The 22,025-nt window shown below is 30.9% G+C and carries 26 protein-coding genes; 7 read left to right on the forward strand and 19 right to left on the reverse strand.

What is annotated here, in order from left to right:
* Nucleotides 1-2: 2 nt before the first annotated feature.
* Both PUD86_03425 and PUD86_03430 read right to left on the reverse strand, forming a co-directional pair.
* Nucleotides 3-914, reverse strand: a complete 912-nt coding sequence (locus PUD86_03425; GenBank protein MDD6776331.1) for a dihydroorotate dehydrogenase — start codon at nucleotides 912-914, stop codon at nucleotides 3-5.
* A gap of 24 nt (nucleotides 915-938) precedes the next feature.
* The gene (locus PUD86_03430; protein MDD6776332.1) at nucleotides 939-1,478 is read right to left on the reverse strand and encodes a glycosyl transferase; all 540 of its coding nucleotides are present in this window, start codon (nucleotides 1,476-1,478) and stop codon (nucleotides 939-941) included.
* Nucleotides 1,479-1,587: 109 nt separating this feature from the next.
* On the opposite strand from PUD86_03430, the gene PUD86_03435 reads away from it, so the two are divergent.
* The gene (locus PUD86_03435) at nucleotides 1,588-2,739 is read left to right on the forward strand and encodes an ATP-binding protein (GenBank protein ID MDD6776333.1); all 1,152 of its coding nucleotides are present in this window, start codon (nucleotides 1,588-1,590) and stop codon (nucleotides 2,737-2,739) included.
* Between the two features lie 3 nt (nucleotides 2,740-2,742).
* Nucleotides 2,743-3,384: a fibrillarin-like rRNA/tRNA 2'-O-methyltransferase gene (locus PUD86_03440; GenBank protein MDD6776334.1), complete on the forward strand. Its 642-nt coding sequence runs from the start codon at nucleotides 2,743-2,745 to the stop codon at nucleotides 3,382-3,384.
* A 640-nt stretch (nucleotides 3,385-4,024) separates the two neighbouring features.
* On the opposite strand, the gene PUD86_03445 is transcribed toward PUD86_03440, so the two are convergent.
* The 10 genes from PUD86_03445 to PUD86_03490 all read right to left on the reverse strand — a co-directional run bounded on the left by PUD86_03445 (nucleotide 4,025) and on the right by PUD86_03490 (nucleotide 11,019).
* Nucleotides 4,025-4,669 (reverse strand): phosphopantothenoylcysteine decarboxylase, encoded by a 645-nt coding sequence (locus PUD86_03445; GenBank protein MDD6776335.1) that lies wholly within the window; start codon nucleotides 4,667-4,669, stop codon nucleotides 4,025-4,027.
* Nucleotides 4,670-4,673: 4 nt separating this feature from the next.
* Nucleotides 4,674-5,189: a flavoprotein gene (locus tag PUD86_03450; GenBank protein MDD6776336.1), complete on the reverse strand. Its 516-nt coding sequence runs from the start codon at nucleotides 5,187-5,189 to the stop codon at nucleotides 4,674-4,676.
* A gap of 34 nt (nucleotides 5,190-5,223) precedes the next feature.
* Nucleotides 5,224-5,769, reverse strand: coding sequence for a PsbP-related protein (locus PUD86_03455; protein ID MDD6776337.1), 546 nt, complete (start codon nucleotides 5,767-5,769; stop codon nucleotides 5,224-5,226).
* Nucleotides 5,770-5,778: 9 nt separating this feature from the next.
* Nucleotides 5,779-6,474: an endoglucanase gene (locus tag PUD86_03460; protein MDD6776338.1), complete on the reverse strand. Its 696-nt coding sequence runs from the start codon at nucleotides 6,472-6,474 to the stop codon at nucleotides 5,779-5,781.
* A gap of 58 nt (nucleotides 6,475-6,532) precedes the next feature.
* A complete protein-coding gene (gene pheA / locus PUD86_03465) occupies nucleotides 6,533-7,339 on the reverse strand; it encodes a prephenate dehydratase (protein MDD6776339.1) in 807 nt (268 codons plus the stop codon).
* Nucleotides 7,340-7,377: 38 nt separating this feature from the next.
* Nucleotides 7,378-8,178 (reverse strand): CBS domain-containing protein, encoded by an 801-nt coding sequence (locus PUD86_03470; GenBank protein ID MDD6776340.1) that lies wholly within the window; start codon nucleotides 8,176-8,178, stop codon nucleotides 7,378-7,380.
* Between the two features lie 35 nt (nucleotides 8,179-8,213).
* Nucleotides 8,214-9,149, reverse strand: a complete 936-nt coding sequence (locus PUD86_03475) for a CBS domain-containing protein (GenBank protein ID MDD6776341.1) — start codon at nucleotides 9,147-9,149, stop codon at nucleotides 8,214-8,216.
* A gap of 63 nt (nucleotides 9,150-9,212) precedes the next feature.
* Nucleotides 9,213-9,911, reverse strand: a complete 699-nt coding sequence (locus PUD86_03480) for a 7-carboxy-7-deazaguanine synthase QueE (protein ID MDD6776342.1) — start codon at nucleotides 9,909-9,911, stop codon at nucleotides 9,213-9,215.
* On the reverse strand, nucleotides 9,911-10,426 hold the full coding sequence (locus tag PUD86_03485; GenBank protein ID MDD6776343.1) for a 6-carboxytetrahydropterin synthase: 516 nt from the start codon (nucleotides 10,424-10,426) through the stop codon (nucleotides 9,911-9,913). Before PUD86_03485 ends, PUD86_03480 begins: the two co-directional genes overlap by 1 nt.
* Entirely contained in the window at nucleotides 10,423-11,019 is a 597-nt protein-coding gene (locus PUD86_03490) for a DUF366 family protein (protein MDD6776344.1), read from the reverse strand. The genes PUD86_03485 and PUD86_03490 overlap by 4 nt, the downstream gene beginning before the upstream one ends.
* 99 nt (nucleotides 11,020-11,118) lie before the next feature.
* Here PUD86_03490 and PUD86_03495 point away from each other — a divergent pair, with 99 nt between their 5' ends.
* The 5 genes from PUD86_03495 to cas4 all read left to right on the forward strand — a co-directional run bounded on the left by PUD86_03495 (nucleotide 11,119) and on the right by cas4 (nucleotide 16,586).
* The gene (locus PUD86_03495; GenBank protein MDD6776345.1) at nucleotides 11,119-12,195 is read left to right on the forward strand and encodes a DNA polymerase subunit beta; all 1,077 of its coding nucleotides are present in this window, start codon (nucleotides 11,119-11,121) and stop codon (nucleotides 12,193-12,195) included.
* Nucleotides 12,196-12,531: 336 nt separating this feature from the next.
* Complete coding sequence (locus PUD86_03500) at nucleotides 12,532-14,019, forward strand: sodium-dependent transporter (GenBank protein MDD6776346.1); 1,488 nt, start codon at nucleotides 12,532-12,534, stop codon at nucleotides 14,017-14,019.
* A 175-nt stretch (nucleotides 14,020-14,194) separates the two neighbouring features.
* Complete coding sequence (locus PUD86_03505; protein ID MDD6776347.1) at nucleotides 14,195-14,356, forward strand: hypothetical protein; 162 nt, start codon at nucleotides 14,195-14,197, stop codon at nucleotides 14,354-14,356.
* 258 nt (nucleotides 14,357-14,614) lie between these two features.
* Nucleotides 14,615-15,589: a right-handed parallel beta-helix repeat-containing protein gene (locus PUD86_03510; protein ID MDD6776348.1), complete on the forward strand. Its 975-nt coding sequence runs from the start codon at nucleotides 14,615-14,617 to the stop codon at nucleotides 15,587-15,589.
* 202 nt (nucleotides 15,590-15,791) lie between these two features.
* Nucleotides 15,792-16,586, forward strand: a complete 795-nt coding sequence (gene cas4 / locus PUD86_03515) for a CRISPR-associated protein Cas4 (GenBank protein ID MDD6776349.1) — start codon at nucleotides 15,792-15,794, stop codon at nucleotides 16,584-16,586.
* A 17-nt stretch (nucleotides 16,587-16,603) separates the two neighbouring features.
* Here the strand turns inward: cas4 and PUD86_03520 are convergent, their stop codons facing one another.
* From PUD86_03520 to PUD86_03550, 7 genes are read right to left on the reverse strand one after another with little or no spacing between them, the layout of a single operon-like run.
* Nucleotides 16,604-17,263 (reverse strand): DUF5612 domain-containing protein, encoded by a 660-nt coding sequence (locus tag PUD86_03520; protein ID MDD6776350.1) that lies wholly within the window; start codon nucleotides 17,261-17,263, stop codon nucleotides 16,604-16,606.
* Nucleotides 17,256-17,519 carry an energy-converting hydrogenase B subunit P gene (locus PUD86_03525; protein ID MDD6776351.1) on the reverse strand — a complete coding sequence of 88 codons (264 nt, stop codon included), beginning with the start codon at nucleotides 17,517-17,519 and terminating at the stop codon, nucleotides 17,256-17,258. Before PUD86_03525 ends, PUD86_03520 begins: the two co-directional genes overlap by 8 nt.
* 10 nt (nucleotides 17,520-17,529) lie before the next feature.
* On the reverse strand, nucleotides 17,530-18,528 hold the full coding sequence (locus PUD86_03530) for an NADH-quinone oxidoreductase subunit H (GenBank protein ID MDD6776352.1): 999 nt from the start codon (nucleotides 18,526-18,528) through the stop codon (nucleotides 17,530-17,532).
* 3 nt (nucleotides 18,529-18,531) lie between these two features.
* Nucleotides 18,532-19,659, reverse strand: coding sequence for a nickel-dependent hydrogenase large subunit (locus tag PUD86_03535; GenBank protein ID MDD6776353.1), 1,128 nt, complete (start codon nucleotides 19,657-19,659; stop codon nucleotides 18,532-18,534).
* Between the two features lie 12 nt (nucleotides 19,660-19,671).
* Entirely contained in the window at nucleotides 19,672-20,118 is a 447-nt protein-coding gene (locus PUD86_03540; protein MDD6776354.1) for an NADH-quinone oxidoreductase subunit B family protein, read from the reverse strand.
* Nucleotides 20,119-20,610, reverse strand: a complete 492-nt coding sequence (locus PUD86_03545; protein MDD6776355.1) for a 4Fe-4S binding protein — start codon at nucleotides 20,608-20,610, stop codon at nucleotides 20,119-20,121. It lies immediately after the preceding gene.
* The gene (locus PUD86_03550) at nucleotides 20,611-22,017 is read right to left on the reverse strand and encodes a 4Fe-4S binding protein (GenBank protein ID MDD6776356.1); all 1,407 of its coding nucleotides are present in this window, start codon (nucleotides 22,015-22,017) and stop codon (nucleotides 20,611-20,613) included. It lies immediately after the preceding gene.
* Nucleotides 22,018-22,025: the final 8 nt, after the last annotated feature.

The raw sequence follows: 22,025 nt of genomic DNA on the forward strand, positions 1-22,025 counted from the left end.
AATTACAACTCCCTATGTGCAAGTCCAACCATCTCATCAATAGATGAAAATCCTTTTTGAGCCATGAACTTTTCTAAACCGTCGTTAATATTTCCAAATACCTCAACACCTTCGTCCATTATTGCAGTACCGATTTGAACTGCTCTTGCACCTGCGTAAATAAATTCCACAACATCTTCCCAGGAGTAAATTCCTCCAACACCAATTAAAGGAATATCAACTGCTTCATAAACAGAATAGACATTACTAATAGCTATTGGTTTGATTGGACGACCACTCATACCACCAAACTTATTGGATAAAACAGGACGAGCAACGTCAATGTTGATTTTCATACCCGGACCTAATGTATTGATTAATGACAAACAGTCAGCACCTGCTTCTTCACAGGTTTTTGCAATTTCAGTAATGTCAGTAACATTAGGAGTTAATTTAGCAATGATTGGAACATCACTAGCATCTTTTGCAGCTGAAACAATAGTATGACTTAAATTACAGTCCTGACCAATAGATGCACCGTAACCTTCCATAGCATGAGGACATGAAATATTCAATTCAATCATGTCAACATATTCCTGAACTTCTTCAACTAATGAGGAAAATTCATCTGGATTAGCCCCATAAATTGATGCAATAGAAATATTGCCTTCACGATCAATTTTTTTAAGTTCTTCTTTGAAATTAGCCACGCCAGGATTTGAAAGCCCAATTGCGTTAATAATTCCTCCATCAACTGCAACAGTTGTAGGATTAACATATCCAGGATGAGGATTTAAAGAAAAAGATTTTGAAACAACACCACCAGCACCGGATTTTAAAATCCAATTCATTGATGATGCATTACTTCCCATAATGCCTGCAGCCAACATCAAAGGATTTCTAAACTCTACACCACAAATATTTGTTTTTAACATATGAATCACTTTGTAATTAATTGTTTAATTAGTTTTTGTTAATTTATCAATGATTTCACTATATTTTTCATTTTGTAATTTTAAACTAATTATGTTGGTTTTATTTGATTTAATTATTTCTTCTTTGGATTTGAGTAGATTTGAAATTTGTTCATCCTGCTTTTCAATAATAGCATCTTTTTGTTTTAATAAATCTTCATAGGTTTTAGAGATTTTTCTAAGTTGAATTTCAAGGTTTTCAGTATTGTTGTTTACCTGAGTTTTATAATCATCAATTAATGAGCGAAGATACTTAACCTGATCTTGTTTATCATCAATAATAGCATCTTTTTCTTTGATTTTATCTAATAAATCATCCAATTCTTTCATGGTAGCTTTATCATAATCAATTTTTGTATCAAGCTTATCTTCCAAGTTTTTCTTTTCATACTTCAATTTGGTAGCATATAATTTTAATTTATTAATCTCTTCATTTTTTTCTTCAACTACCATATTAAGCTCATCAATTTCAGCATTTTTAAGTTCCAATTCATATTTTAAATCATTATAATGTTCATCAGACATATTTTCAAATCCAAAAAATAATATTATACTAATTTTATTTATTTAAATAAATTAAATCTTCGGATATTCATGAAAATACTTATTAAAAATAAAAAAAATATTTAGATTTATGGAATGTTATATAACTTACTCAGTTAAAGGATTTTTAGCTTTTAATAATGAAAATGAATTAATATGCGAAAAATTGTTTCCTGAAGATGAAATAATTAATAGATTAGCTGAAATTAACGATAAAAATATAGTTAAGGAAGAAATTGAAATAATTGAAGAGGTTTCAAAAGACTATGATGAAATTATAATTGAATCCAATAAACGACGCTCTGATTATAACAATGATAAAGTAACTATCAAAACACCAAATCAGGGTGGAGATTATCTAAGAGACAATTATGATAAATTTGGACTTGACAGTGAAGAGATAACCTCCATTTACAGAAGTTTAGCTATCCATAAGATTAAAAAAGAATCTGCTTCTGAAGACAAACATTTAATTCAAGCTATTAATTCCATTGACGAAATTGACGAAAGCATCTCTAAATTAATTGAGAGAATTAGAGAGTGGTATGCCCTTTATTTCCCAGAAATGGATGTTATTCGCAATAATGAAACTTACATTAAATTAATCTCCCAAAACAAAACCAAAGAGAAAATTATTGAAGCAAAACCTGATGCATTTCCAGACGACATTATTGACCTTGAAGAAGACATAAATCCATTAGATTTGGAAATTATGAACAATTATGCAAAATCCATTTATGAACTTCAGCAATCAAGAAAAAATCTTGAAGAATATATTGAAAAGAAAATGGAAGATATTGCTCCTAATCTAAAGCTTTTAGTTGGATCATCACTTGGTGCAAAATTAATTTCACATGCTGGAGGTCTTAAAAGACTTGCTGTATACTCATCAAGTACAGTTCAGATAATGGGTGCAGAAAAAGCATTATTCAGACATTTAAAAAGCGGAGACAGGCCACCTAAATACGGATTAATTTATCAACACCCTCAAGTTAGAGGAGCAAAATGGTGGAATCGTGGAAAAGTCGCAAGAATGCTTGCTGGAATGATATCTCACGCAGTTAGAAGAGATGTTTTTACTAAAACCTTTGATGAAAATGCTGCTGACGAATTCTTATCAAAAGTTGAAGAAATAGAAAAAAATAATCCATTTCCAACAAAAACAACCAAAAGAAGAAAAGAAGAAAAGTCAAAATCCAAAAAGAGTAAGAAAAAAGGGAAGAAAAAGAAAAAAAGGAGATAGAGCATGAATGTTTATTTTAAAGATGGAAATGTTGCAACAAAGAATTTAACTCCTGGAATTAGTGTTTATGGAGAAGAACTTGTTCAGGAAGATGAAGAATACAGAATCTGGAATCCTAGACGTTCAAAATTATCTGCAGCCCTTTTAAATGGATTAGAAAATCTAAAGCTTGAGGACACCTCAAAAGTACTATATCTTGGTGCATCAACTGGAACTACCGTTTCACACATTTCAGATATTTTAATTAATGGAAGAGTCTATGCAGTTGAATTTTCACCAACAACAGCAAAGAAATTGGTTCAACTTTCACGTCAAAGGGTTAATATTGCTCCGATTTTAGGAGATGCAACCAAACCAAAAGGATATCTTAACATTGTTGAAAATACTGACTTAGTATACTGTGATGTTGCTCAGCCTACACAAACAGAATTATTTATGAAAAATATGAACATATTTGCCAAGGATGATGCACAGGGACTTTTAATGATTAAGGCTAGAAGTATTGATGTAGTACAAAAGCCTAAAAAGATTTTCAAGGAACAAGAGAAAAAATTGAAAGAGAAAGGTTTTAAAATTATTGAAAAAGTGAAATTGGAACCTTACGAAAAAGACCATATTGCATTATTAGTGAAGAAAAATTTTTAAAAAAAATCGGCCAATTTTCATTAGTAAATAGCCAAAAAACAAGCTATAAGAAATAAAAAAAATTACTACTAAAAAGTGAAAAAAGTATTACTTAGATACCTTTTTATACTAGTAAAATAAAAATTATATATGCTAATGCAAATAAAATAAATGTTCGATAAAGCGCCCTTTAGGTTAATTCACTCTATTAATCACTCCATTTAAGAAAAACCTAAAGGCGTGAACTTATTTTATGAAAATACTCATTTTTAAGAAACTTTTTTTCAAAGACAATTTTACGTGGATTAAACAAAAAAAGTATTACTAATTTTAGGTTAAATCTTCTAAAAAAATACCTATCAAATCAAAAATTTAATTTTAAGAAAACACACCAATAAAACTAATTTTTAACTAAAAATAATTTTCAAATAAATAAATAACAATATCTAAAAATCGTATTTTTAAAATTAAACCATTACATGGAAATTTACATTTTCTATAAAATAACTAAAAATAGAACAGAGATTAGACTTAAATAAATTAAAATTATGATTAATTAAATTAATAGTAACTATTAAATTATAAAAAATAATTAAACCTAAAATGAAAATAATAAAATAAATAGTAAAAAAAGTAAATAAATAATAAGCTAATGTAGATGCTATAACATTTTTTTAGAAATTACATCACAAATGACTTTTGCAATCTCTTTTTTTGAGGCCAAAGGAACACTCAAAACATCATCATCAACAATTAGCACTTCATTGTTATCAGATCCAAATTGACATTCGTTTTTGGAAATATCATTTGCAATAACAATATCCGTACCAGCATTTTCAATTTGTCTTCTAGCACAATCAATAATTTCATCTTTTGATATATTGAATTCTGCTTTAAAACCAACTAAGAAAATGTTAGGATTTATCTTTTTAACCTGGCGGATAATTTTAGTTGCAGGTTTTAGATTTAGAGAAAATGAATTCTCAGAATCAATTTTTTTATCATCCTTCTTTTTAAATTCAAAATCAGAAACTGCAGCAGTTGAAATGAAAATGTCAAAGTCAGGAATTAAATTTAAAATGACCTCATTCATTTCATTACCAGTTTCAACAGAAATAACATTAAAAACGGATGGAATTTTAACACTAACCTTAGCAACAACCAATGTTAAGTCAGCACCACGAATATATGCTTCCCTTGCAAGTGCCAAACCCATTTTACCAGAGGATTTATTTGTAATCCCCCTTACGGAGTCAATAGGTTCGTATGTTCCACCAAGACTAATTAAAACTTTTTTTCCTTTAATAAGATCAATCCTTCTTGTTTAAAGTAATAGTTCTTAAAGATTCCAATACAATATCATCAATAGCAGGGAACTTAGCTTTGCCTTCATCCATACGAGGATTAATAAAAGTAGCAGAGTTTTCCTTTTTGATTTTATCAATGTTTTCTTCAATAGCTTTAAACATTGAGTCATGCATTGAAGGAACGAATATTATTGGAGTATCGTGACCATAAGCAGTAATCAAGAGTGTAGAAATAGCATCGTCAGCTATTTTATGTGCAAATTTAGAAATGGTATTAGCTGTTGCAGGTGCAACCAAGATTAAATCTTCCTGAGAATATTTAACATGTTCAATTTTACCTGTTAATTTAGTAACTACTTCATTTCCTGTTGCAAATTCCATTGAATTAGGATGCAAAAGTTCACATGCAGCATCACTCATAAAACATTTTACTTCAACATCATTGCGTCTGAATTCACGGGCTAATTTAATAGCTTCACTAGCAGCAGCTACACTGCCAGTAACACATAAAACAATCATAAAAATCACTTAAAAATAATTAAAAAAAATAATATTATGTAATTTGAATATCTGACAAGATATAATTAAATACATAAACGTTATCATCATATTCACTTACAGGTGCACTGTATAACATAACATAAGCTTGTCCACCTTTTTCAAACCAAACAGCCTTATGTTCTTTTACAGTACCATTTTTCTCTGAAGAATATGTGTACTCATATGCATGAACATTATTCACCATTACTTCACCGGAGGCAGTTAAGTTAAATGATGGGTCTTTTTTGAGTGTACCGTAAGTATTATTCAAATAAGTTTCAAAATCCCCTTCATAAGATTTTTTCTCAAAGTTGATATTTACCTGACCTACACCTGATGCATCGATAGAGTCCAATTTAGCAATTGACATTATAGAGCAGTTGGATTCAGCCTGAGCACAACCCCAATTGGAAGGATAATTAATGACAAGACCTCCTTTTGATAATGTCATCATGGTAATATCAGAATCATCGTCTTGAGCATTAACACATGAAACCGCACAAATAATCAATAGTACAAATGAAATAACTACAATACTTCTTTTTAAAACATTTTTCATGAAAATCACCTACTCATTTCCTCCAAAATCATCTCCACTTTGTCCTGAATCACCAACAGAATCATCACCTGAGCCAGAACCTGATCCACTACCTGAATCAGATCCTCCACCACTATAATCACCACTGCTACTTGAATAGTCAGTAGTAGTTTCTACAGGTTCATAACTAGAATTTGAATAACTAGTTGTAGTTTCATTACTGTATGAAGTGGTTGTAGTATTAGAAACGTTTTCAACTACTTCAGGGAATGCAGAATCTTGAACAATAGCTACAGCAGTAGTATCAGAGAAATTATTGAAATCAAAGTTGAAGACACCATAACCTACACCAAGTGTGAAACCGACAACCAATACCAGTAATAATACCAATTTGAAAGTTCCACTACTCATTGATTTTTTTCCTTTCTTATTATATCTGGCATCTCCTTTTTTAGGATTTACAATATATTTTTGAACTAAATCTTCTTCTTTCTCCTTTTTGGTCTTAGTAGGTTTTTTACTTTTCTTCTTTTGAGTAGTTTTAGGATTGGATTTACCTTGCATAGACCTAATTCTTCTAGTAGCCTCTCTTGCATCAATTGCATTTAATTTATCTTCATATTTAGAACGAAAATAACTATATTTCTCTGGAGAAATTCTTCCAGAGCGATAATCAGCTTCTAAAGAATCCATAATTTTTAGAAGTTTATCTCTATCGTTTGGCATTCCTACCCTCCCTGAATTTATTATAATATAATTTTATATAAAAACAATAATTTATAGTTTACTTAAATTCAGGATATGAACCTAAAACTTTTAAAAAATAAGTATTATCTTCAATACCACTGATAATATTCTTAACTGTTTCATCATCCCTGTGTCCATTAAAATCAACAAAGAATAAATATTTACCTAAACCTTTTTTAGAAGGTCTTGATTCAATTTTAGTTAAGTTAATATTATTTTTTTGAAAAATTCCCAAGATTTCGTATAAACCTCCAGGCTTATCTTCATAAATAGAAAATATAATTGAAGTCTTGTCATTGCCTGTTTGTTTGTGATCATCTTTTGAGACTACAACAAATCTTGTTTCATTATTATCAGTATCTTGAATATTTGGTTTGATTATCTCCAAACCATATAATTCTGCAGCTTTTGAGTTTCCAATAGCTGCTTTACTTTTATCCCCAATAATACTTTTAGCGGCATTAGCAGTACTTACAGCATAATGCGGTTGTATGTTATTTTCAAGAATGAACTCCCTACATTGAGCAATAGCCTGAGAATGAGAATAAACATCCTTAATATCATCCATAGTAGTTCCAGGATTTACAATTAAATTTTGATTAATGGGAATAACAATCTCTTTAAATATTTTTAAGTCGAATTTATGAGCTAATGAATCTAATGTAATACCTACAGGCCCCTCAATTGAGTTTTCAATTGGAACAACACCATAAGATGCTTCTCCATTATCAACACTTTCCAAAACAGCAGGAATATTACAATAAGGAACTAAATTATCCCCCATTTTATTAGCTGCTTCGTGAGTAAATGTACCTTTAGGTCCTAAAAATGAAATAACTGGTATTTTAATACCTCCAAAAAAATAAAAAAATAAAAAAAATATTAAGATTCTAATTTTGCAATTAGTCTTAATATATCTGTTTGTGTTATAATACCAACGACATCGCCGTTTTCAACAACAGGCAAGCCATTGTATCCTGTTTCAACCATGATTTTTGATACATCACTGATTGACATCTCTTTAGATACAGAAGATGGGTTTGAAGACATGACATCTTCAACAAGAATTTCTTTAATTTGAGATTTCTGATGCTTTTCTGGAACATTCTTTCTAAAGTTAATGAATGCTCTCATCAAGTCTTTAGATGTAATAATTCCAATAAGCTCATCATCATCAATGACAGGAACTCTTCCAACTTTATAATCCAACATTTGTCTTCTTGCGTGGATTAATCTGTCACTGGAAGATACTGCCACAACTTCCTTAGACATGACCTCTTTTACACTAATTTTATCAAATATGATTCCATTAGCAAGAGGTGTGAAGTCTGCTTTGGAAACAATACCAATCATTCCATTATCATCAACAATAGGAACAGATCCAATACCTTTTTCCAACATTAAATCAGCAACTTCACCTAATCTCATGGTTCCTGGAACTGTAATAACATCTTTAACCATTACAGAGGAAACATGGAATCTTGATGCAGGCATGCTTTCAGCTTTTGAAGAACCAAGTTTATTTGCAACATCTCTTTCAGAAATAATGCCCACTAGTTCTTTGTTGTTTGTTACTGGCAAACGTGAAATGTTGTGTTTGCGCAATAATTTTAATGCATCAGAAAGATTTTGATCTTTGTCTATAGTAATTAAATCTTCAGACATCAAATTCTTAATTTGCATTATTATCATCTCCTTTATTATAAAACAATTATTATTTATGCTCTTCTAACTGAGTTTAAAACGTCTCTTTCAGTGATAATACCAACAATTTCGTTATCTTTAACGATTGGTACACCACCAATATTATTATCCGCAAACAATTGGCACAAATCTCCAATAGATAATGTTTGTGGTACAGTAATTATTTTTTCAACCATAATTTCAGATACGGTTGTTTTTAAAACATCAGACGCTAAATTTGAATTTAAATTATCAAATAACTCTTTTGCATTTAAGAATCTAATAACATCAGTTGATGTTAGGAAACCTAATAATTTTTTATTTGCTTTAGAAATGTCAGCTTCTCCACCAACAATAGGAATTCTTCTTAAACCATTTCTAACCATGATTTTACATGCGCTTTCTAATGGTGTTCCTGGAGTAGTGGTGAATACTTTAGGACTCATGTATTCATGAACAGTTTCCTGAGACTTTTTACCAGCCAAGGATAATGCAATATCCCTTTCAGTAACAATTCCTACAAGTTTTGAATCATTATCAACAATAGGAATAGCTCCCACTTGGTTGTCTAACATAGCGTTGATTGCATCTCCAATGGAAGATTTACTAGTTAAAGTTACTAAATCACGTGACATGATTTCTTTAACCGGTTCGTTAATTGCTGCTAAAAAGTTATCTTGGTATTTTTTCTCAATAATGTTAAATTTTTTTCCTCCACCAAAGAAATCTAAAATATCCATTACTGTGACAATACCTAATAACTTACCAGAACCAGGATCAGTGATTGGTAGTCTCCTGAATTCGTGTTCCATCATTACTTTTGCAGTATCTTTGATAGATTTTGTTGGAGGAATAGAAATAACCTCTTTAGTCGCAAGAGCCATTATGTCTCCTTCTCTATCGTGAACTTTAGTCACATGTTCAACTGCGCCAGTATTTGATTTTCTATTAATAGATGTTTTGTCATTCATATTCACACCTCTATTAGCAATCAAGCATCAAAAAAAAATAAAATCAAAATTAGAAACAAAAGTTCACTCTATATCCAATATTTTATGGATTTGAGGAATGGTGGAAACATCAAAATACTGTCCAACAACTTCAGAATACTCAAATAATCTAAAATTAATTCCCTTCCAATCTTCTAACGGACTAGAAGGCTGGATAATTATTTTAAGGTTTCTTTTGTTTGAAATATTTTTAGATAATTTTTTAATTACCTCTTTAAATGATTCTATTTTTGTTGAAGGCAATATGACTACTTTACAATATACAGTTATACCTTTTGCCATTAATATATTTAGTGATTTGATTTCGTTTAAGAAGATATTCTCATCAAATTCACCGTCAAAGTGTTCCGGCAACTTAATGTCCAATGAAACAACGTCCAATTTATCAATAGAATCAATTTTATCCGGCAGAGTACCGTTTGTTTCAAGCATAATATTTAAATCAAGATTTTTACTTACCTGTGAGATGAAATCCGGATACAAACTAGGTTCACCACCGGTAAATGAAACTGTATGACAATCCGGAGTTAAAATCTTATTAATTTCACTGCAGACTTCGTCAACAGTCATTAATTTTCCAGATTTTTCAGATTTGCTGTCATTTGTATCGCAATAGCTGCAGTTTAAATTACATCCTGCAAATCTAACAAAAATCTGTCTCTCACCAATTAAAAGACCTTCACCTTGAAAACTTGAAAATATTTCTATAACAGGAGCTTTCATTATAAATCTTTCCTATATTCTGCACCTTGACCAATACCTTCATTTACACAAACTGAAATGTATTTTAAGTTATCATAAGACTCAGAGAGTTTTTGTGCTAAGTTTTCAGCAAAATACTTGGATAACTCTTCTGCTGAAGTGTATGGAAGAGGTAATAATACACAGTCTTCGCTAGGAATTGAGTATCCTTTACCGTCAATTTTAAAGTGAATAGTTTTATTTTGTTTTAATTCATCAACAGATCCTGATTGTTTATCAAAATCCTTAAAATCAATTAATTCATTATAAACAGGTATTAACAATCTGTGGTCAAGTTCTTTACAGACTGCTTTGGTATATCCTTTTACATCTTTAAAATCTACTACAAAGTCAAATTTTCCAGCCCTTTCCCCTTCAATTTCAATATCTACAAAGTAGGAATGTCCATGGATAAATCCGCAAGATTCATGTCCTGGAATTACATGAGCAGAAGAGAATCTTAAATTTGATTGAATTCCATTTAGTAAAATTTTCATAATAACACCTTTGTTTTACTTATATCGTTTTCAATTGTTTCTAATTCTTCAATAAATCTGGAAGCAGTTTTATTGATTAAATCCAATAAGTTGTCATCACTGAATATTTGAACACCATTTTCATCTTTGATATCAAATAAACCAATTGTTTCAACATCATCAGGAGTTCCTTTATCTTCCAAATTAAGTGCGAAATGAATTTTTGCAGAACTAAGGGAAACACTAGCTATTGAAATAGATAATTTCCCGCCATCAACAAAAATATCGTCTCCTTCACGTTTAGTTTCAATCCCATATTCTGTTAGAATTTCTCTAAAAATCATTACGAGAAGTCTTTGTCTTAAATAAGCAATTCTCATATTAGGAGGTTGTTGATCAAAGAACTCACAAATAAAATTAACCATATAGTTAGATTTAATCTCCAAACCAACATCAGCAAAATCTTTTAGATTGTCTGGAGTTATGTTAACCGGACCAATCCAGGTTACAATAGAAGATCCATAAATTCCAAATTCCTGAAAAGCCCAGGATGGATTAATTTGACTTCCATCATATTCAAATATTTCATCAACATGTTTATGAATAATACTCATAAATTAATTTAAGTTTATATTTTTATATAAATTATTAAGATTAAATGAAAAATTAATTTAAAGACATGTTATAAAATAACTTAATTAGGAGACTAAAAAATGGAACAAGTAAGAACAAGAGATTTTATCTACACAAGCGATGATTTGTATTTCGCTTCAACAAACTATATACACCCAAAAGACAGAGTAATTTCCTTTTTAAGATATATTCCTGATCCTAAAGGAGACAGGCAAAAAGATGGTAAAAGATACAGAAAAGTAGGATCTGCTGAAGCATACGAATACCTACGTAAAAACCATCCAGATTATTTATACCAATGTGACGTTACAAAAGTTGAAATGATGGGAGTTCCATTAGACAAAGTTGAAAAAATAATAAAACCAGATAAAAGACTCCTAGAGCTTAAAGATGATTTTGACAACGGCAGAAAAGTTAAAAATCCAGAACTTATTGCAAAATTAATGGATGTTGCTGACTTCTTCCATTACTTTGCTGATGTTCCATACGACCATATGGGAATTTCAGGTTCCATTTCACCAGGACTTCAAAAAAGTGATGTTTCAGATTTAGATTATGTAGTTTACGGTCTTGACAATCACAGAAGAGCAATAGCTGCTTTTAAAAAGCACAGAGGAAAAGAAGTCTATATTGAAGAATTAGACAAACACATCACTGTTAAAGGAATTACCAATGATTACTGGGATTTCGTATACAACAAAAGAATGAGTGATGAAAGTTTAACCAAAGAAGAATTCAGATGGTATGAAAACAGAAAAGCAAATAGAGGTACAATCAATGGAACATTATTTGACATTCTAGCAACCAGAGACTACGATGAAATCGAAGGAGAATGGGGAGATACCATTTATGAACCTCTCGGAACTGCTCAAATTGAATGTGATATTGTAAGTGCTCTTGGTGCATTTGACAATCCTTCAAGCTACACTATTGAAAACTTAGAGATTGTTGATGGTGTTGACGTACCAATAAGTGAAGTTGTTTCATTTACCCATACCTACGCTGGAGAAGTAATTGACGGCGAACATGCAATTGCTAAAGGTAAAGTTGAAAAAGTAATTACCAATGGAAAAGACCACCACTACAGACTTGTTGTTGGAACTACCCGTGAAGCTATTGATGAATATTTAAAACTCAAAGAGCTTCCACAACAATAATTATTATTAAAAAGTTAATGCAGAGATTCAATTTCTCAGTTAACTTTAACCTATTTTTTAAAATTAATTCAGTAACTTCAAAAATTATTGAATTAAAAGTTTAATAAATTATAATTATTTAGACATTATTACAAACCATCGATAGAAATAATACATAATATCAAAATAAATGCACTAATTCTTATTGAATATTATTCAATTTTAGAAAAAAATTAAACAATTATAATACTTTTTTTTAAATTAATCCAAACAAAATCGTGAAAATCAAATCAAATACTTTATAAACTTCAAATACTAATGTAGTAGTATTACATACTTAATTAATAATGTGATATAATGAGTGAAAAAAAAACTGTAGAATGGAATAGTACATTTGCATTCATGATGGCTATGATCGGTTCAGCTGTCGGACTCGGAAACATTTGGCGTTTCCCAAACGTCCTCTACGCAAACGGTGGAGGATCTTTCATGATCCCATATATCGTTTCTTTATTCTTACTAGGAATTTCATTTGTTTTAGTAGAATACGCAGTTGGATATAGATTCAAAAAATCAGTTGGAAAGATACTATTCGAAATAAGTAAAAAATTAGAACCAATTGCTTGGTTTATCGTATTAGTAGTATTTTTAATTACCACATACTACGTATGTGTTGTCGGATGGGATTTAATTTATGTTGTTTTAAGTTTCACTAAAGCATGGGGAGCAGATCCTAACTTGTTCTTCTCATCTAATGTGTTACAAGCAACAGATGCATTATCTGGATTCTTCCAAATTGTCCCAATGGTACTTGCATCCGTATTTGCTGTATGGTTAATCATATGGTTAATTGTTAAAAGAGATTTAAATGACGGAATTGGAAACGTAAGTAAAATTTTAATGCCTTTACTTTGTTTAATTGTTGTATTCATTGTTATATTTTCATTAACCTTACCTGGTGCATCAGTTGGATACACACAGATATTTACACCTGATTGGGGCGCATTAACCAACTTAGATGTATGGTTAGCAGCATTTGGACAAATTGTATTCTCTCTTAGTTTAGGTATGGCAATTGCAATGACCTATGCAAGTTACTTACCAGACAAATCCAAATTAGTTGACAGTGCAGTAACTGTTGCATTCTCAAACTCTATTTTCGAAGTATTTAACTCAATTGGAATCTTCTCCATTTTAGGATTCATGTTCGTATCCACTGGTATTCCATTTGATGAATTAGTAACTTCCGGAACTGGACTTGCATTCGTTGTGTTCCCACAAGTATTAAACACCTTAGGACCAATGGGATACGTTATCGGACCATTATTCTTCTTGTGTATCTTATTTGCAGGAATTACCTCTGCAATTGCACTTCTCGAAGTAGCAACTTATGCAATTTCCGAAAAATTCGATATAGGACGTAAAAAAACAGTTACAATGATTTGTGTGCTCGGATTTATCATTTCAATAATCTTCACAACAAGCCTTGGAAGTACAATTTTAGGTGCATTTGATGCATTCTTAAACAACTTCGCATTATTACTTGGAATCCTTATTGAATGTATAATCTTTGGTTGGATTTACGACTTCGATAAATTAATTAGTACTTTAAACAAAGACTCACGTATTAAAGTAGGTAAACTCTGGAAAATTGTTATTAAATTCATCCTACCACTTTGTATCGCAGTTCTTTGGATCCAAGGGGTCTACACAACTATTACAACCGCAGACCAATTAAGTTTATTCATTATGGGAATACTTACAGTAATATTAATTGTATTACCAATTGTATTTACCAAACTTCCTGCTAAAAACGAAGATTACTACAAAATAACTTCAGAATAAATAGCTAATTATTAGCTATTTACTTTTTTTATTTTTTTAACTATTCACACCACATCACTAAATTTTAGAATTAAATAAAAAAATTTAGTCATACCTAAATATTATATATGATGATATCCAAATATAATTCATAAACTCATTATTATCACATGATAAAATTTAAAGGACATAGAATATGAAAAAGAAGATAATTCTAATTAGTTTAATAGCATTACTATTATCTGTATCTGCAGCATCAGCAGCAGACAATAGTAAAATAAAAATGCCAAAAGACAGTATTTCAACAAAAAAAGTGAAACATATTGAATTAAAAGATAAAAAAGTAAAAAAAAAGTAAAACAAAAAATACTGATAAAAAAGCAGTGAAAAAACAAAAGAAACAAAAAAACAAAACAATGAAAATAAAATAACAACCATTAACGACTATAAAACCTATGAAGAGTTTAAACAAACCGTTGAATCAAGTAAAGACGGAGATACCGTCAAACTTACTGAAAATATAAAAAGCCAAGACACCATTAATGTCAAAGCAAATAACCTCATTATCGACGGACAAGGATTCACAATTGATGGCGATAACCATAGAATATTCCACATAACTGGAAATAATACAATTATCCAGAATTTAAAATTCATTAATGGAAAATCAGACAATGGTGGAGCAATCTATGTTGAAGCAAACCAGTGCAGTATGAAAAAATGTGAATTCAACAATAACAATGCAGACAACAACGGTGGAGCAGTTTATTGTGAAGGAAAATTAAACTGTACAGATTGTATTTTTAAAAATAACCACATATCAAAAAAATCTGTAACATATGGAGGAGCAATATGCTCTAAAAATAGTGTTACAATTGATAAATGTACTTTTGAAAACAATGAAGGATACAATGGTGGATCAATATATATTGGTGAAGGAAACTCTACAATCAAAAACTCACAATTTAAAAACAATAATGTAAATCATTATGGAGCAGGAATCTGTACAGAAGACAATTTATTTGTCCAAAATTGTACATTCATTAAAAATGAAGCAATAGCTGCTGGAGGAACTGCTGGAGGAGCTATTTATTCTAAAAAAAGAGTCACCGTGAATTCTTCTACATTTGAAGATAATGAAGCATCAGGCGCATTTATGTTTGATTGCATAGGTGGCGCAATATATTGTGGAAACATTGATTGTAACAGCACTACTTTTAAAGAAAACTATGCTTGGGACCAGGGTGGAGCAATATACATCAATTCTTTTGGAAACTCTACAATCAAAAACTCAATATTTATAAAAAACAAAAACGAATATTATGGAGGAGCAATCTACCTAGCTAGTGTCACATCCCATATTAGTTTAATTCATAATATATTTACAGAAAACTATGTACGTGGCAAATTAGGATCAATTGCTTACACTAAAGGATATTTTGATGAAATAAGTAAAAACTACTTCTATTCTGAAAAACCAAACTGGAGTAGTCACTTATTATGTCGTGAAGGCACTACAACAGTAATAGACTGTGAAGATTCAAATTATGCTAGAACAATGGAAGAATACAATAACATGGGACCTGCCTAAAATAAGCATAATTTTAATCTGCGAATAATAAAGAATTAAATCTTTATTATTCCACCTATTTTTAATAAAAATTACTTTAAACCGAATTAATTATATAAAACAGTACAATTAACACCACATAATAGAATTAAATACATATCAAACCTCAATTATTTATATTACCAATATCTAAGTAATTATACTGAATTTAAGAGGTTAAAATATGATAAATTTATCTTCAATTAAAATGCACATGTACTGTCCAATGAGCCTATATTTAAAAACACACACCAATATTGAGGATGCTGACAAATGCAACCAGTATCTGGAAATTAAAAATCTAAAAATTGATATTCAGGATTTAATGCAAAAAAATATTCGGAAAATTAAAAAATCAATGAATTTAGAAGAAATAGAAAAAACATTATCTCAAAACATTTATGAATACATCCAAAATACAACCGAATCACTAAAATCATCCAATATAACCATTACACAAGACCAGATTGATGAAATTAATGATGAAACTTATTTTAACATAAAAACATTAAGTATCAAATCTAAAAAAGCAATGACAATACTTGATAAAGATGGATTTGGTATTAGCGAGATGTTTTTTCCAAACTGCATGTATTCCTATTTAATCAAAGACCATCAACTTGAATTAATAGGAATTTGCGATAAAATAGAAATTATTGATGGCAAATATTACCCAATAAGCATTAAAAGTACAAATCCTCCAATAAAAGGTGTTTGGGACCAGGACGCAATAGAACTAGTAGGAGCAGCAATACTTCTTGAAGAGGAATTTGATACTGAAGTATTCGTAGGATTTGTGGATTATAAAAAAATTGGTGATAGACGTCCAGTAGTAATGGATGTAAATCTTAGAAAAGCACTGTTTAGTGTGATTCGAGAAGTAAAAGAAATAATTGAAAATAAAAAACAGCCAAAAGTTAAAAAGAATCCTAAAAAATGTAGAAATTGTGAATATGAACACATATGTTTAGAAAAATAAAGATAAGGATAAAATCCTTAAAAGTGAATATTGTCGCCTAAACGTTTAATATCAAAAGCAGCAGTATCTGCAATAGACATTACTGCCAAAACGCCAGCTTGAATCGGATCAGTGATAATTAAATCAGCATATTCAGTTACACTACCCGGCATATTTAGTGAAATTACAATCAAATTACTTTTTTCTTTAACATTTTTAACTGCCTGAGTAATTTCACCACCCATAAGTGAACCTGCCAAAACTAGAGCACTGACACGTGGAAGTCTTGAAATAGCTTCAATAGCTTCAGCTAATGGTTTTTCGCCAACAAGTGGAATAGTATCGATACTGATGCGTTCACCACGTATGTTATGTCTATCAGCTTCAGTTATTGCACCCATAGCTACCTGAGATACCTGTGCTCCACCACCAACAATGATTATACGTTTACCATAAATATCCAATTGTGAACCATGTAATTCAACGGATTTAATTTCTTCAATATCATTTAAAGCTGAAATTAACTCATCAATATCATCTACATGGTCAAGTTCAAGGTTAATAGAACCTACATTGTTTTTTTCAATGAAAAGGTGGACATAACTAATGTTAGCACCATATTCAGTGATAACATCAGTGATATCATCTAAAACTCCTTTTTTCTCATCAGATTTAATAGTTAATGTGTAATCATTCATTTTTTGGCCTTATTTTATCTAATTTAGCATGTGCTCTTTTCCACATACTCAAATAATTATCATTTTTAGTAACTGGAATAACTTCAAGTCCTAAATCCCTATGTTCTTGGATCCATTCTTCATCAAAAACTGGAATTTCCAATTTAATTGGTTCGGATGTAGGATTAACAATTATAAGATTCCTATAAGGAAAATCCCATTCAATAATGTATCCTCCAAGACTGATTATGTGATATGGTCTCATAACAAATTTCATTTAATTCCCCCTATAATAATCCAAGTACAATAGCGAATACTCCAAGCAAGGTTGTTCCTAAAATTGTTGGAAGTAACTGTTTATTTGTAAATACCGGTGCGAATGCTGAGAAAATTCCCATCATCAAGACAAAAATTAAAGCAACAGCAATATTAACAAGAATTCCTAAAGAGAAAATGCTTGGTGGAACTCCAATAAACAATACGGAAAATACACATCCAAGAACGAACATGAAGAATCCTCTTGTTAAAACAACAATTGCTCTGTATTTTGCAGCATATTCCATGTATGGACCTTCAATAACATCAGATTTAGCTTTAATTATTGAAAATGGATATTCGTTTAAAATTATCATATATCCCATGAAAAATACAATAGCCGCAATTGCACCAGATACTGTAAATAAGAATGGTCCGTGGACTTGTTGGAATGCAACAATATCTTTTAAGAAGATACTGCCTGCAGCAGCAACAGGAGCAAATAATGCTAAATACAATGGGAAAGACCCGTAGGTAATCATTCTTAAAGATCTTCTTGCACTGATATCTTCAATAAATGATACTGGAGCATCATTGTGAACTGCACCTTTAATACGGTCTGGGAAAGGCATTCTTACAGACATAATGGATTTGGATAATGCTCCCATTAATACATAACATATTTCTTCAACTTTTAAAAATCCAACAATTGTAACTAAACTTGCAAGAGTTGGAATTTGGTAAGCTTGAGGAGTTAATGCAATGAAAACACATAAAACCACCATGAAACATACAATCGGCAACATTTTGTATAATTTTGGAACCGGAGATGAAACTTCAACATTTTCCTTAAACATGAATTTAAGTGGAGCCATAATTCCAGGAGAAATTACCAAAGGCCCAATCCTTTGTTGGATTCTTGCATGCACATATTTTCTTTCAATTCCAGGAAGTAATGTTGAGATTACAAAACAAACAAGAACTGTAAGAATTACTGCAATTATTGGATTTGTAAGTAAATTTGAAAACATAATCTATCTCCTAATTATCTCAATTGCTCTGTCAGAACAGGTAAAACATGGGTCACATTGTACAATACATAATTGACCATCAGTTATATGATTTCCAATAGCTGCATATTGCATAGCTCCAATGTTAGACATTGAAGGAGTTCTAATAACACAGTGTCTTACCCTTCCGCTTTCTAATCCATAAGAGTGATATAAAGTTCCCCTTGGAACTTCAATGTAACTTTCATTAATTTCAGTGTCAAACATTTCCCAATCATGATTTACTACTTTACCTTCAGGAATATTTGCAATAGCTTGTCTGATAATTTTAATTGACTCAAATGATTCTAAAACCCTCACCATTAAATTGGATTTTACATCCCCGTCAGGTTGAGTCACAATATTATAATCAAAGTCATCATATTCAAACATGGTTGTTCTTAAGTCTCTTGCAACACCAGTTGCTCTTAAGGAAGGACCAGTTACAGCTAATTTAATAGCTTGTTTTTGTGGTATGATACCTACACCAGTGATTCTGGATATTACAATTGGATCTGAAGTGAATCTGTCTGCAAATTTGGTTAATTCTTCTTCGACTTTATCCATATCATCTTTAATTCTTTGTAATTTGTTAACATCCAAGTCACATCTTGGTCTTACTCCACCTAAAACAGAACATCCATACTGAACTCTGTTTCCTCCAACCATAGCAAGTAATTCCATGATTATTTCTCTTAAGTAGAATATTCTCATGGAAAATGTTTCGTGAGCCAATACTTCACAACCATGAGCTAAATACAAGAAGTGTGAGTGTAATCTTTCAAGTTCTCCCATAATCACACGAATGTAGACACCTCTTTGTGGAATTTCGATACCTAAACCAGTTTCTGCAGTTCTGCATGAGTTCCATATATGTGAGTTGGAACAAATTCCACAAATTTTTTCAGTAAGTGAGTTAGCCTTTTGTACAGGAAGACCTTCCATAATTCTTTCAATACCCCTATGATTAACACCAATAGTAATTTCAGCTTCCTGAATTATTTCATCTTCAACAAAAAACCTTACTCTATATGGTTCCAATGCAGCAGGGTGAACTGTACCCATTGGAATTTCTGTTTCAATAATATTATTTGTTGGTACTTTTTCATCCATATAAAACCCTCTCTAATCCGCATCCAATAATGTAGGTAAAAGTGATACAACACCAGCTAAAACATCTTGAGGTCTTACAGCACAACCTGGGATTTTAGCATTAACAGGTATAATGTTTTCAACTGGACCTTCAATTTCTTCTGAAGGAATATCACCATGACAATTCTTATAAACTCCACCCATTAAAGCACAGCTTCCAGCAGCTACAACTAATTTTGGATTAGGAATAGCATCATAGATTGCTTCTAATGGTTTTCTATTTAAGTGTGTAACCGGACCTGTAACAACCAAAACATCAGCTTCACGAGGGTTCCAGGTTAAAAACACATTATATTGTTCAGCATCAAATCTTGGGGACAATATTGAATTAACAATCTCAATATCACATCCATTACATCCACCAGTATAAACTAACATAACGTGGATTGCTCTTGCTCTTGAAAATGATTTGATTCCCATTTAATCACCATCCCCTTTATTTTTTAATACTGTTTTATCAGATAAGTACTGAGAAATAACTTTAAGCTTATCTTCAGATATTTTAAATGGTTGCTCGATAAATTCAGAAACATTCACTTCCTGATCTCCAACACATGAAGGGTGAACTGCTCCTTTTTGTCCGTAAAGTGAAAATATTGGACAAAAATCATGACAATAATAACAAACAACACATTTTTCAAGATTAATTTCAGGTACTTCTGATATAGTCCAATCTTCAGTCAATTTGACAGGGCTTGCTAATGTTTTCATATCAATTGCACCGGTAGGACATACATTTGAACAACCAGAACATCCAATACATGCCACCTCGTCAATTCTATCATCCACTTTTACATTAAGAGTAGAGATTTGATTTCTCAAATCCATATCAGTTACCCTATCAGCTGCAAAAAAGATTCTTTTAAAGTTAGTAAATGCTCCTTCCAAAGCTATTCTAATTAAATTTCTCATTTAAATACCCTCTATTGAATCTTTAAAATTTCTTTCGAATAAAAATGCTCTTGCTGGACATGCATTCTTACATGCTCCACAATAAATACAATTTTCTTCATTAACAACAAAATTACCGTCAATTTTATCAATTGCATCATATGAACAAGTTTTATAACATAATCCACAGTGCATACATAATTCCTGTTCAATGAAATTGAATCCATCTTTGATTTCATTTTTATACATTGTAGATTTAGGAATTGCATCAACCGGACAATGTACTGCACAGTTTTCACATAATATACATTTATCCAAATCAACGGAAATGCTTCCTCTGTTAAGTGTAATAGCTTGTTTTTGACATACTTCAGCACAGATTCCACATGAAATACAATCATCTGAGACTTTTCCATCCCATAAGTAAGTCATGAATTTACGTGCATCAACTTCATTACACACTTGAACACATTTTCCACAAAATACACAAAATCCGGATAATGTTGCTAATTCTACGTCTTTAAATTCATCGTAGACAAACATATCTCCGTCTTCAGCTAAAGTATGAACCGGACAGCGACTAATAGCTACATCATGATTTTGATTTTCAACATCACAGGTTGGATCATATCTTAATTTACCATCAACTTTCTTATGAGAGTCATTTTCACATAAATCAGCACATAATCCACAGTTTAAACATGAAATTAATGAACCTGTTGACTTTTGATTTAATTTATTAACTGTAATTTCAAAGTCACTTACTGAAATTGCCTCGTGAGGACAAGCTTTCAAACAGTTAAGACAAAGAGTACAGGAATTTTTATTGATAATTTGATGTTTATTCATTGAACCGTTAGGACAGACATCTTCACAAACTCTACATTCACAGCAGATTCCTTCATCTCTGTCGATTTTAACATGAATCGCACCTGTTGGACAATATTCACTACATCTTCCACATAAAATACAATTGTCCATATCAGTTCCAAAGTAATTTCTTGAAATCATTTTTGTTTCACTTTCTTTTTTGTGAGGAACTTTATTTATTGGTGGATTGAGAATTTGAATTGATCTAATTAAGTTCAATTGTTTGTCTTTTTCAAGTTCATATCCGTCAACACGGTTTGGACATGCTTCCTGACAAACACCACAACGTGCACAAATACCATACACAATACCGTCTTCAATAGTAATATTATCAATAGGACAGTTGTATAGACACATTCCACAACCATTACATTTAGCTCTATCTACAACATATCCTCCATAGCTATTTTGGAAAATTGCTCCATTAGGACAGTTTTTATGACATATTCCACAGGTAAGACAGCTAAATGATTTTCCATTGATAAATTTAATAGCTTTTGTAGGGCATTGATTAATACAATCTCTTTTTCCTTCACATGTATTAGTTGACAAAAACATAACAATAA

The organism is Methanobacteriaceae archaeon, from assembly GCA_029219465.1.
GTDB lineage: Archaea > Methanobacteriota > Methanobacteria > Methanobacteriales > Methanobacteriaceae > Methanocatella.